This window comes from Nibrella viscosa (assembly GCF_039541875.1).
Classification (GTDB): Bacteria; Bacteroidota; Bacteroidia; order Cytophagales; family Spirosomataceae; genus Nibrella; species Nibrella viscosa.
On record NZ_BAABHB010000007.1, the window covers coordinates 140,250 to 154,045 of the forward strand.

General features: G+C 54.4%; 7 protein-coding genes. 1 reads left to right on the plus strand and 6 read right to left on the minus strand.

All coding sequences use genetic code 11. From position 1 onward, the window contains the following. Window positions 1–97: 97 nt before the first annotated feature. From ABD931_RS17805 to ABD931_RS17830, 6 genes are all read right to left on the minus strand, one after another. On the minus strand, window positions 98–2,527 hold the full coding sequence (locus tag ABD931_RS17805; RefSeq protein ID WP_345269203.1) for an ABC transporter permease: 2,430 nt from the start codon (window positions 2,525–2,527) through the stop codon (window positions 98–100). Between the two features lie 83 nt (window positions 2,528–2,610). Then, entirely contained in the window at window positions 2,611–5,001 is a 2,391-nt protein-coding gene (locus ABD931_RS17810) for an ABC transporter permease (RefSeq protein ID WP_345269205.1), read from the minus strand. A gap of 80 nt (window positions 5,002–5,081) precedes the next feature. Beyond that, a complete protein-coding gene (locus ABD931_RS17815) occupies window positions 5,082–7,493 on the minus strand; it encodes an ABC transporter permease (RefSeq protein ID WP_345269206.1) in 2,412 nt (803 codons plus the stop codon). Between the two features lie 106 nt (window positions 7,494–7,599). Then, window positions 7,600–10,035, minus strand: a complete 2,436-nt coding sequence (locus ABD931_RS17820) for an ABC transporter permease (RefSeq protein ID WP_345269207.1) — start codon at window positions 10,033–10,035, stop codon at window positions 7,600–7,602. 48 nt (window positions 10,036–10,083) lie between these two features. Continuing rightward, window positions 10,084–10,761 (minus strand): ABC transporter ATP-binding protein, encoded by a 678-nt coding sequence (locus tag ABD931_RS17825; protein ID WP_345269208.1) that lies wholly within the window; start codon window positions 10,759–10,761, stop codon window positions 10,084–10,086. Between the two features lie 14 nt (window positions 10,762–10,775). Next, on the minus strand, window positions 10,776–12,023 hold the full coding sequence (locus tag ABD931_RS17830) for an efflux RND transporter periplasmic adaptor subunit (RefSeq protein WP_345269209.1): 1,248 nt from the start codon (window positions 12,021–12,023) through the stop codon (window positions 10,776–10,778). 374 nt (window positions 12,024–12,397) lie between these two features. On the opposite strand from ABD931_RS17830, the gene ABD931_RS17835 reads away from it, so the two are divergent. Beyond that, a complete protein-coding gene (locus ABD931_RS17835; protein WP_345269210.1) occupies window positions 12,398–13,741 on the plus strand; it encodes a sigma-54-dependent transcriptional regulator in 1,344 nt (447 codons plus the stop codon). Window positions 13,742–13,796 lie beyond the last annotated feature (55 nt).

The window sequence follows — 13,796 nt, forward strand, 5'->3', positions numbered from 1 at the left end:
GTCAGCCTCTGGCTGGCCCAGCCGCGTTAGCGGCTAACCCTGTGGTCGCATTTTTAGCCTGACGGCTGGGCCAGCCAGAGGCTGACCCGTACATAAACTACTCCGTCCGCAAACTCTTCACCGGATTCATCAGCGCAGCTTTTAACGTCTGGAAAGAGACGGTGAGCAGGGCAATCAACAGGACAACCGCAAACGGCAGTACGAATACGTCCCACTCCGGAGTAATGCGGAAAGCGTACCCTTGCAGCCATTGACCGGTAGCGTACCAGGCGATGGGCGTAGCCACCAAAAATGCAATCAGGACCAGCAGCGCAAATTCCTTGTAAAGCAACCGTAGGATTTCCGGCACCGATGCCCCCAGCACTTTTCGGATGCCAATCTCCTTGGTCCGCTGAACAGTAGTGAAGGACGCCAGGCCAAACAAACCCAGACAGGCCACCAAAATGGCTAAGCCGGTAAATAACCCAAATACCTGCCCAAATCGCTGATCGGCGCGGTACTGAGCATTGAAGCGGTCGTCGAGGAACGTATATTCGAAGGGATTGCCGGGAAAAAATCGGTTCCACTCCGCCCGCACCTGGTCGACGGTGCTACGAATTTCACCCGAAGCCATCTTGACCGAAAAATACCCGCGTACATCCGGAATCAGACGCAGAATCAGCGGCTCATACGCATCCCGAAGCGACTGCTGGTGGAAGTTGTCCGTTACGCCCACTATGGTGAAGATTTCGCCCCAAAAGTCGATTTCTTTACCAATGGCCTGTTCGGGCTGCGCAAAGCCCAGGTGCTGAGCGGCCATTTTATTAAAAATAACTGCTTTGGGGTCGGTGCCAAACTCCCTGGCGAAGTCTCGGCCGGCCAGCAGTTTTAGATCGTACGTCTTCAGGAAGTCATAATCGACACCAATAACGCGGTATTGTTTACCATCACTCTCGGCGGTGCCCTTCAGCCGGATACCGCCCGCATTCCAGCCCGACGGCTCACCGGGCACCACGGTCGACGCAGCGATATGCCGGATGGCCGGCCGGCGAAGCAGTTCTTCCTTAAACGCCATCATCTGCCGCAAAAATGTGGAGTCACTCTTAATAATCGGTGGATTAATGATCAGCGTCTGGTCAATATTAATGCCCAGCGACTGCTCCCGCATGAACTGAATCTGCCGGAACACCACGAACGTACCCACCAGCAGAAACAGCGAAGCCGCAAACTGGAACACTACCAGTCCCTTGCGGAGTAAGATGCCCTGCCGGGAGGCACTGACTCTGCCTTTCAGAACCGTTATGGGGTTAAAGCCGGATAACACAAACGCGGGGTACAGTCCGGAAAAGAAAACCCCGATTATATACAGGCCTGCTAACGTCAGCCAGAAGCTCCCGTTCCCAAATAGCGATAGCGCCAGTTCCTGCCCCGACAGGTTATTGAATACCGGAATGGCTATTAATACCACCAACAGCGCCAAAATTACAGCCAGCCCATTCAGCAGGGCCGATTCCATCATAAACTGCCGGATGAGCTGAGTCCGCTGCGAACCCACCGCCTTGCGAACGCCCACCTCTTTGGCCCGGTTGATGGCCCGCGCCGTGGCCAGATTGATGTAATTGACCCAGGCAATGATAACGATGAAGAATGCCACGCCCAGCAGCAGGTAAACCGTAGTGCCGTCGCCGTTGGGTTCGGCTTCCTCCATGTAGTGGGAGTAGAGGTGAATATCCCTGAGCGGTTGCAGCAGGTAAATCGCGGCCGACCGGTACTTCTTGTGGTCTTCGCCGGCCAGTTTGTCAACCACCGTCGGAAACCTGGCTTCCAGCGCGTTAGGATTGGTGCCGGGGCGGAGCAGCAGGTACGTCAGGCAGCCATCCCACTGCCAGGCAGTTTCGGGCCCGCTGCCATCTTTATTACGCGCCTTTATCTGATTGACAAAGGTTACGTAGGACCGCAGCATATCTACTTTCAGGTGCGTGTTGGCCGGCAGGTCTTTCAGCACCCCCGTTACCTTATACACCTGCTCCTCATTGAGCTGAATGGTTTTGCCTATCGGGTTCCGGTTACCGAACAGCCTCCGGGACACCGTTTCGGTAATAACCACCGTATTGGGTTCTGCCAGCGCCGTTGCGGGATTGCCCTGCACCAGCGGATACGAAAAGACCGTCAGAAACGAGGCCGTAGCCCAGTACACCTTTTCGATCTTCAGCCGCTCGTCGCCGTTGGTGGCAATCATGGCCCGCGACTTCACCAGCTTGACGTAATCCTCAATCTCCGCAAACGCGTCTTTGAACGAGTTACCGACGGCAAAAGCCCCACCCGCCCACTGCGTACTCAGCACCCCATCATTATATCGGTCCTGCCGAACCCGATAGATCCGGTCGCCTTTTATGTGAAGCTTATCAAAGCTCAGTTCGTAGCTGACGTACTGCAGAATCAGCAGGCAAGCCGCGACCCCGACCGACAGGCCGACAATGTTGATAACCGAAAAACTCTTGTGCCGCAGCAAGTTGCGGATGGCGATTTTGAGGTAGTTGCGGAGCATGGGGAGTGAAGAGTTAAGAATGAAGAGTTATGAGTTAAGAATTGCTTGCGCCAGCTAACTCATAACTCTTCATTCTTAACTCTTCACTCGTTCTTCAAAGACGTCACCGGATTCAAAAACGCTGCTTTAAGGCTCTGAAAACTTATGGTAATAAAAGCAATCAGTACTGCGCCCAGGCCGGCGACGACAAATATCCACCACGGCATATCTATGCGGTAGGCAAAGTCTTCCAGCCAGCGGTTCATGGCGTACCAGGCAATGGGGCTGGCAACCAGAATCGCGACCAGCACCAGTTTCAGGAAGTCGACGCTGAGCAGCGAGACAAGGCTCGGTACCGATGCGCCCAGCACTTTCCGGATCCCGATCTCCTTGGTACGGCGCTCGGCGGTGAAGGTGGCCAGGCCAAACAGGCCCAGACAGGCAATCAGAATGGCCAGACTGGCAAAAACACTGAAAATACGGGCCAGCCGCTGCTCGGCTCTGTACTGCCGGTCGAAATCTTCGTCGAGGAACCAGTATTCAAATGGGTAACCGGGGAAGCGGGCTTTCCAGAATCGCTCTACCTGGGCTACGGAAGCCGATAAGTTACCGGGTCCAAGACGTAAAGCCAGAAAGCGAAACGCGTACGGAGCAATGAAGGTCAGCACCGGCTTTATCTTTTCCTGCAAGCCATGCTGGTGGTAATCGGCCAGTACGCCAATCACCTGTCCGCCGTCCAGCCCGGCGGTGCTTAGTTTCTTACCGACTGCTTCTGCCGGTTTCCAGCCAAAGGCGCGGCAGGCGGTTTCGTTCAATAATACGCCACTGGTCGCATCGGTGCTGAAGGCTTGGGAGTAATCGCGGCCATGCAGGATTTTCAGCCCAACCGTTTTTACGTAATCATGGTCCACTGGTATGACTTCCAGCGTAACGGCCTGGTCCTGCGGCCGTCCTTCGACCCAGACCAACTGCCCGTCCCAGCCCGACTGGCCAGGCAGTGCAGCAACACCGGCAACGGTCTGCACGTTGGGCAAAGCCTTCGTTTGCTGCTTAATGCTCTCGTAGTTGTCGATGAACTCCCGGCGGGGTGTCTTCCGCAGTTCCACCGCCAGCACCCGCTCTTTGTTGAAGCCCAGTGCCTGGTTCTGCATGTGCGTTAGCTGCCGGCTGACTACCAGTGTGCTGATGATTAACACCAGCGACACCGTAAACTGAAACACCACCAGCCCCTGCCGCAGCCAGGCTCTTTTCGGCGTAGCAACCAGCTTCCCTTTCAGCGTGTCGACCGGCCTAAACCGCGCCAGCACCAGCGCCGGGTACCAACCGGCCAATACGCCCGTAAACAGCACAAAGCCCAAAATCACCAGCAACGGTACGGGTTGCCGCAGTAGTGCTACCGTAATCGTTTTTTCGGTGAGCTCATTCAACAACGGCAGCATCAGCCCCACAACCAGCAACGCCAGGATACCCGACAGCACCGCCAGCAACAGCGACTCACCGATAAACTGGCCAACTACCGCCTGATAAGACGCTCCGATGGTTTTACGAACCCCTACTTCTTTGGCCCGTTCGCCCTGATGGGCCGTGGTCAGATTCACAAAGTTGCTGCACGCCAGCAGCAGAATGAACAGACCGATAAGGCCCAGCATCTGAACTTGTCTGGCGCTACCGGTAGCCCGGTTGAGACCGCCCGCTCGGGAGTGCAGGTAAATGTCGGTTACCGGCTCCAGCGTATGCGTTACCTCGTAGCCATTGTTGCGGTACTCCTGCCCATTGTACCGCATTGACAGCGCGGAAATCTTCGATTCGGCAGCGGCCCGATTGGCTTTCTCCGGCAGCAGCACATAGCAGGTTTCATCCCAGGTAAACCAGGGCGTACGGTCACCGCCCAGCGCGTAGAACGTAGAAAGCGACAATAGCACCTGAAAATCCATGTGCGAGGGTTGCGGCTCAGCCAGAATGCCGGTTACTCTGAAAGGCAATGTATCGCCCAGCATCAGCACCTTTCCCAACGGGGAGCCTGCGCCAAAATACTTGCGGGCGACAGTCTTCGTCAGCACGAGCGAATACGGCTCACGTAAAGCGGTCTTCGGATCGCCTTCAATCAGCGGGAAAGAAAACGCATCTAAGAAGTGTTCGCCGGCATACAGCTCTTTTTCGTAGAAATACTGATTGTTGTGTTTAATGGCCAGGCTGGTTGTCCTCACCGGTATTACAGTTTCCACCTCGGGCACCTCGGCCTCAATTTTTTGCGCCAGCGGACGGCCTACGGTGCTGTTAATGCCAGCCTCGCCCTTGACGCGGGTATTCGTCAGCACCCGGTAAATCCGGTTGCCTTTGTCGTGAAACTGGTCGACCCGCCATTCGTCGTAGAGGTACAGGCTAATAAGGCCAAAAGCGGCCAGGCCAATGGTCAAGCCCAACATATTGGTGAAAGCGTACACCTTGTTTTTGAACAGGCTGCGGACAGCCACTTTCAGATAATTCCGTAGCATCTGGTTGACTGGTTGGTTAGATTATTGATCCTGGGTTTGCCGTTTGCAAGGGGCAGAAAAAGGAACAGATACTCCTTTTGCTATTCTGAGCGAAGCGAACGAACCGGGTTTATCAACGCTGCTTTAATACTCTGAAAGCTGACAGTAAGGAAGGCAATTGCTATCGCCATGACGCCAACCAGCCCAAACACCCACCATTCGAGCCCAATACGGTAGTTAAAATTCTGAAGCCATTGGTCCATGGCATACCAGGCAATGGGCGTGGCAATCAGAATGGCAATGAACACCAGTTTCAGAAAGTCGCGGCTAAGCAGCGAGACGAGGCTGGGTACTGAAGCGCCTAATACTTTACGGACGCCGATTTCCTTGGTGCGCCGTTCGATAACGAAGGTAGCCAGGCCCCAAAGACCGAGGCAGCAGATAATCAGAGCTAAGCCGGCAAAGATGCGTAATAGGGTAAACTGCCGCATTTCTTCTTCGTACTGCTCCTGCAGGCTTTGATCCAGAAACTCAGCATCGAAATAATCGTCCGGATAGAACTTGCGCCAGACGCGCTCAATGGCTGCCATGGCGGCTGTGTAGTTACTGGTGTGCAGCTTTATCCCTATGCTCCGGTAGAAATACGGGAAGTTCAGCATCACCATCGGCTGAATCGGGTCGCGGAGTGAGCTGGTATGAAAGTCTTTGACCACACCGACGATCTCGGCTTCAATGTTATTCAGGCCCACGCTGATTTTACGACCCAGGGCCTGCTCGGGTCGCGAATACCCCAGCGCCTTTACGGCGTTCTCGTTCACCACAAACACATACCGCCGTTGCTCTTCCGGAACACGTTGGGCAATGGCCAGGGTATCTCTGTGGTCAAGGAAACGGCCCGCCAGCAGTTTGAGTCCGTAAGTCTCCAGGTAATCAGCATCGGCAATTTTGAGCGCAATGCTTATCTTTTTCTCCTGATTAGCGGGGTCAGGCCGCATGTCGGTGCCAAAGTTATTGCCGGAGGTAGGAGCCCCAAGCGCAAACGAGACATGGTCAACGCCCGGAATCTGCCGTAGTTCCTGCGCGATAGGTGCCAGGTTTTTCGTCTGCGGGATGCCTACCGTTACAAGGGCGTCGCGGTTAAAGCCGAGGTCTTTCTGCCGGAAGTAATTCATTTGCCGGTAGACAATCAGCACCCCTACGGCCAGCACCAGCGAAATCGTAAACTGAAACACCACCAGGCCCTGCCGCAGCCAGCCCTGTCCACTCCGACCCGGTTCAGCCAGGGATTTCAGCACCCGCACCGGTTTGAAGCGCGACAGGAAAAACGCCGGATACCCCCCCGCCGACACGGTGGTCAGCAGCGCCAGGATCACCAGCAGGCCTATAACTTCCGCCCACCGGAAGGCAATCTGCTTTTGCAGAAAATCATTTACCTGCGGCAGCAGGCTATAACTAAGCACCAGCGCCAGTAAAGCCGAAAATGCCGCCAGCCAGAACGCTTCGCTCAGGAACTGCCGCACCAGCTGGCTCTGAGTTGCCCCCACTACCTTACGCACCCCTACCTCACGGGCGCGGGTCATGGCGCGGGCGGTAGACATATTGATAAAGTTGACGCAGGCAATCAGCAGCACAAACAGTCCCACAATTCCAAAGACGTACATATACGTAGGTGCAATGGGCGGTGAGAATTCGCTACCCTGGTAATCGGGATTAAAATGAATGTCGTGCAAAGGCTGAAGCACTAGCTCGTTTTTCTCCCCTTTGCGATCGGCAAAGTATTTGCGGCTATTAGCCGCTAACCGGGCGGTATAATGCTCCGGCGTCTTGCCTTCGGGCAGCAGCACAAACACGCTACCCCCGGAGCGTACGCCCCACTGGTCAATACCGAGCTGGAAATAATCTTTCATGGTGGCAAACGACACCAGCATACGTGCGTTCAGGTTCGATTGCGACGGCATGTCGCGCATGATACCGGTTACCTGCACGGTCACCCGGTTGTCCAGGCGAAACGTTTTGCCAACCGCCGGGGTCGTGCCGAAATACTTCCGGGCCGTGCTCTCCGTGAGTATAACCTGATTAGGCTGACCCAGCGTTGCCCGGCCGTTGCCGGTCACCATCTCAAAGTCAAACATATCGAGGAGTTCCGGCTCCGCAAACAACACCTTGTCTTCCAGCAGAATCTTCTCCCGCGAAATCACGACGGACACATCCCGGTCTGCGTGAATGCGGGTGATTGTCTGCCAGTCGGAAAAGTCAAGGCGCATGGCCGGTGCCAGCGGATACGGTGTTGTACCCGACCGCTCCACCTCCTCACCCGTCGTCTGGATTTGGTTGACCCGATAAATACGGTTACCGAGCTGGTGATGCCGGTCGTAGCTCCACTCATTCTGGATAAACAGCAGAATCAGCAGACAAGTCGTCAGCCCCAGGGTAAGCCCCAGCAGGTGAATGCTGGTCGTAGTCGGATGCCTCAGCAGATTCCGCCAGGCGATTTTCAGGTAGTTCTTTAGCATTGCAGTTAAGAGTTAAGACGGGGCCGCCCGGCGGTTATGAGTTAAGAATCACCAGTTGTCCAACAATTCTAGACTCTTAACCGCCGGGCGGTCCCGTCTTAATTCATCACTCCGAACGGAGTGAGGTCACCGGATTCTTCAACGCAGCCTTAATACTCTGGAAGCTCACCGTTACGAAGGCAATCAGCACGGCCAGCAGGCCCGCCAGGGCGAATACCCACCACTGAATATCAACTTTGTAGGCAAACTCCTGAAGCCATTGGCTCATGCCCCACCAGGCCAGCGGGGAGGCAATGATGATACCCACCAGCACCAGTTTCAGGAAATCGCGGGAGAGCAGGGCAACAATGCTGAACACACTGGCCCCTAGCACTTTGCGCACACCAATTTCTTTGGTGCGCTGTGTCATTACCATAATTGCAATGGCAAACAGCCCCATGCACGACAGGATGATGGCCAGCACGGCGGCACTCATGAATATCTGCGACATCCGCTCCTCTGAACGGTACTGCCGGTTGGTGTTTTCGTCTAAAAAGGTGCCCAGGAACGTTGCTTTCGGGGCTACTTCGGCCCAGGTTTTCTTCAGGAGGTCCATCGTAGCCGGCGCATTGTCCGGCGCAATCTTGACAAAGATGTAGTTGACCGCCCAGTCCTTGTCGATAAAGAAACTGATTGGACTGATGCTTTGCTTCAGCGACTCAAAATGATAGTTTTTCACTACCCCCACTACCTGCTTTGGCGGTTCACCATCATTAATGTTCAGCAGCGTTCCAATTGGATTCTTCTCTCCCAGTTGCTTGGCCATCGCTTCGTTGATGACCACGGCAGTAACGGTATCGGTCGCAAACTCGCGGGAGAAATCCCGGCCACGCAGCAGTTTCAGATCCAGGGTTTTCACATAGTCATAGTCGACGCGGAGCCAGTGCGAACGCACGCCCCGGTTCTTGTAATCGAAACCAATGATAGAGGTATAGGTAGACCCGTCGGTACCCCGGCCCAGATTTCGGCTGGTGCCGGTAATGCTCAGGATACGCGGCTGCTGAGCCAGCTTATCGCGCATCAGATCCAACGCTTTCTGGCCATTTACCCCACTACCCACCGGAATACTGACCACCTGGTTCTGGTTGTAACCCAACGGCATGCTGCGCAGAAACGAAATCTGCTGCCAGACCACCAGTGTACAGACAATCAGGAGCGTAGCAATGGCAAATTGAACGACCACCAGCGTATTACGTAACCCACCCGCACTGGAAGCAGACCTCCGGGCGGCCGAAATTTTACCTTTCAGTACCTCTATGGTGTTGAACCGTGCCATGAAAAGCGCTGGATAGCCGCCGGCCAGTATGGTTACCAGCAGAAAGATACCGAGTATCGACAGCAGGACCACCGGGTCCTTATAAGAAGCCAGTGACAGCGAATTATTGAACAGTTTTTTGTACTCAGATAACAAACCAAACGCCATTAGCCCACCCAGCACCAGCGAGAATAGACAGATAATGAGTGCTTCGCCCCAGAACTGAAACGCCAGTTGCATTTTGAGCGCACCCAGCACTTTCCGCATTCCCACCTCTTTGGAGCGGGTTAGCGAGTGGGCCGTCGACAGGTTAATGAAGTTAATGCAGGCAATCAGCAGTATCAGTCCCCCAATCACCAGCAGCAGATACAAATAAACCGGCTTGATTGCTGAAATGGTGTCACCACCAACCTCGGCGTTAAAATGCATGTCGCGCATGGGCAGCAGCCGGAAGCTTTCAAGATCACCATTTTCGTCGGGTTGTGAACCGTCCCGTTTTAAGTTGCGCAGATTCTGGGCCAGATACTTGCTGGTAAATGGCCGCAGCCGCTGTTCAAAAGCGGTTTCCGTCACCTTTTCGTTCAATTGCAGAAAAACCGAATGATACTGGTTATCCCACTGATTTTTGCTTGCCTGATAATTTGGGGTTAGCTCAAAGCGCCCCAGCACATCGAACTGGATACTGGAGTTGTCCGGCAGATTGGCTAACACACCAGATACAATAAACGGCTGCCATTTATCCGACAGCAGCAGCGAAACCGTTTTTCCGACGGGGTCTGCACTGCCGAACAAATCGGTAGCTACCCTCTCGGTCAGTACCACACTGCTCAGGCTGTTCAGTGCCGTAGCAGCATCGCCCTTCACCAGCGGAAAGGTGAACATTTGCAGAAAATCCGGATCTACCAGCCGGATGTTTTTTCCTACTTCCTTATCGCCTACGCGAACCAGTCCACCGGCATCCACAATCCGTGAGATTCGGCGTACCTCGCCGGGAAACTCCTTCTGAACAGCCGGCGTAAACGGAGCCATCAGGACCGTCCCTTTCTGGTCGGGCCCGATCTGGTTATATACCCGGTACAGCGTATTTCCGTTCGCGTGGAAGGTGTCGTAGGAAAACTCGTGGTAGACCGTTAGGAACAGCAGCAGGCAAACGCCGAAGGCGACGGATAGACCGACAATATTCACTGCTGCATAAACCTTATGCTTCAGCAGGTTACGAAACGCAATTTTGAGGTAGTTAAGGAACATGATGGTGTGGATATGTCGTTGTGTGGGGCGCCCCACACAACGACAATATTATACGTGGAAATTCTCGGTTACAACTTTACCGTCGAACAGGTTGACGATGCGATGCGCAAAGCCGGCATCATAGGGCGAGTGCGTTACCATGATGATGGTGGTACCCTCTTCGTTGAGTTGCAACAGGAGCTTCATCACCTCCTCGCCGTTGGCCGAATCGAGGTTACCCGTCGGTTCATCGGCCAGGATCAGCTTGGGCTTGGCCACTACAGCGCGGGCAATGGCGGTACGCTGCTGCTGACCGCCGGACAGCTGCTGCGGGAAGTGGTTACGCCGGTGCATGATGTTCATGCGCGTGAGGGCTTCTTCCACGCGGGCTTTCCGCTCGGCGGCATCTACCTTTAGGTACAGCAGCGGCAGTTCAACGTTTTCATACACCGTCAGCTCGTCAATCAGGTTGAAGCTCTGGAATACGAAACCGATTGAGCCTTTGCGGAGCTGCGCCCGCTGCCGCTCCGACATTTTGGAAACCTCGGTGCCGTAGAAATGATACTCGCCCTCGCTGGGGTTATCGAGCAGGCCTAAGATGTTCAGCAGGGTTGACTTGCCGCAACCGGACGGGCCCATGATGGCCACGAACTCACCGTCCTGAACATCCATGTTAATGCCGTGCAGCGCGGTAGTTTCTACTTCTTCGGTCGTAAAGATTTTCTGTAGGTTATTGGTACGTATCATTGGTGTATGAATGATTAAAACTCTAATACTTCATTATTGCCAAAGTTCTCATACGAAGAGGTAATCACCTGATCGCCCGACTCCAGGCCTTCCAGCACTTCAAAGTATTCAGGATTCTTGCGGCCCAGGGTAATGTTCCGCTTCACGGCCCGCTTGCCCGACCGGTCAACCACGTAGACCCAATTGCCACCCGTGTCGGAGAAGAAACCACCTACCGGCAGCAGCGTCGCCTTTGAGGCTTTGCCTAATTCAAGCCGGATGGGTGATGACTGCCCGCGCTTGATGCCGTTCGGTGCCCCTTTGGCGAAGATCATATCTACCTCAAAGCGGCCGTTCCGTACCTCGGGATACACCCGGCTGATTTCCAGTTCATGCGTACCACCGCCGAACTCAAACGACCCTTTCAGGCCGGGGAAGATGCGGGAGATGTAGTGTTCATCGATACCGACGCGCATTTTAAAGCCATCCATATCGTCGATCTGCCCGATGTTCTGCCCCTGATTGATGTTCGAGCCTACTTCAACATCCATCGTCGACAGCAGACCCGATACCGGAGCGCGTACCACCAGGTTTTCCAGCGTTTGCTGCCACAGCGCTACATTTCGTTGGGTGCGGGCCAGGGTGCCTTCCAGTTGTTTGATTTGAAGCTTGGCGTTTTCTTCCTGATACTGCTGCGATTCCACTTCGATCTCACGCTGCTTCTGCAGCCGCTCGTAGGTACGTTTGGCGGTCAGATAGTCCTGCTCGGGTATGGCTTTATCCTTAAAGAGTTTGGCCTGACGCTCGTAGGTATCTTTGGCCTGGTCCAGGTTGTAATCTAATTCTGAGAGGCTCCGACGCAGCGTAAACCGCTCAACGCGCAACCGCTGCCGGGTATTCTGTAAATCGTTCACCAGTCGGTTGGCTTCCGTCTCCGATTGCAGGAAGTTCAGCTTCAGCGTCTGATTTTCCAGGCGAAGCAGAATTTGTCCTTTCTCGACCATGCTGCCCCCTTCAACCAGTTTCTGGGTCACATACCCACCCACTACCGCATCAAGCCGGATGGTCTTCAGCGGCTGAACAACGCCGGTAACGGCAATGAATTCTTCAAATGGGCCTTCAGAAACGGTGGAGACGGTGATTTTATCTTTTTCAACATTGAGTTTAGAACGGTGGTCGGCCAGCAAAAAGCTATACACCAGTAAAGACGCCAGCAGCAACCCGCCGATGGTGAAAGCGATGCGTTGTGACGTCCAGAATCGTTTTGGTAAGACGCGGTCCATTATGAAAGTATTACTTAATTGATGAGTTGTCGGATTACAGTTGAGCAGCTCAGAAATACTAAATTACCATTTCTTCGCTGAACCAATAAATGCCAATTGCCGTGCCAGCCTAAAAACATATTGATTATCAATAGCTTGCAAGCACAACAACGAATAATTCTGTCCAGATGCGGACAAAAATGCGTCCGAAAACGGACACCGCCGAAAATGTCTTATCTTGCAATTTATTGAGAATGAACACTCCTGCTAAATAGGTACACCTTTTGTACCGGGTATGGCACACTACGTTGTATTTTGCCGATTACCCGGAGCAAACCAAGAACTTCCACCACATTGCCAACGCACAGTCTGATAGCTGTGTACAATTTAAAGATATGTCTAAAATACTGGTTATAGATGATGATGTTGATGTATTGAGTGCAGCCCGTCTGTTATTGAAACGTCATTTCGGACAGGTCGATATTGAGAAGAACCCCGAAAAAATTCCGTTCCTGATCAATAACACCCAGTACGATGTGGTGCTGCTGGACATGAATTTTGAGCGGGATAACAGCAGCGGCCGCGAGGGCTTTCTGTGGCTCGACCGGATTCTGGATATTAATCCGCAGATTGCCGTTGTGCTGATTACCGCCTACGGGGATGTAGAGATGGCGGTTCGGGCGATCAAGTCCGGCGCTACCGATTTTATTCTCAAACCCTGGGAAAACGACAAACTGCTCGGCACCCTGAAATCGGTGCTGGAGGCTCGTCAGCAACGGCTCGATAAGGCCGATGGCAAAGCGACTAAATCCGGTAACCTGCCGAACATCATCGGCAATAGCCCGGCCATGCGCCAGGTGTTCGACACCATCGAACGGATCGCCGAAACCGACGCCAACGTGCTGATCCTCGGCGAAAACGGCACCGGTAAAGACCTCATTGCGCGGGCCATTCACCAGCGCTCGCACCGGCGCGACAAGCCGTTCGTGAGCGTTGACCTCGGTGCGTTAAGCGAGACGCTGTTCGAAAGTGAACTCTTCGGGCACGTACGCGGAGCCTTCACCGACGCCCGCGACGACCGCGCCGGCCGCTTTGAAGAAGCCAACGGCGGTACTATCTTCCTGGACGAGATTGGCAACATTACCCAACCACAGCAGGCCCGGCTGCTAACCGTGCTGCAGCAGCGGATGGTGACGCGGGTCGGGGCCAACAAGCCGAAAGCGGTTGATGTGCGGCTTATCTGTGCCACCAACTCACCCATCTACCAGCGGGTGGCCGAGAAAACCTTCCGCCAGGATTTGCTGTACCGGATTAACACCATTGAGCTGGACCTGCCGCCCCTGCGCGAGCGTGTCGAAGATATTGTGCCTCTGGCTGAACACTTCCTGAAGCAGTACCGCAAGCAGTACAACCGGCCGGTGAATTCTCTGAGCCCGGCGCTGGTGAAGCAGATGCAGCAGTATCCCTGGCCCGGTAACGTGCGCGAACTGCAACACGCCATCGAGCGGGCCATTATTCTGGCGCGGGGCAATACGCTACAGCCGGAAGACTTCTTCTTCAGCGCCACCCCGGCCGCTACCGAAGCGCCATTCCGCGAAAACCTGCAACTGGAGGATCTGGAGAAACGTGCCATTCAGAAGGCGCTGGCGAAGTTCAACGGCAACATCACCGAGGTTGCCCGCGAACTGGGTCTGTCGCGGCAGGCGCTGTACCGGCGGATGGAGAAGTATGGAATGTGAGGGGAGTTAAGAGTGATGAGTTAAAAATGATGAGTTATGGTGGGGCTACCGGGGT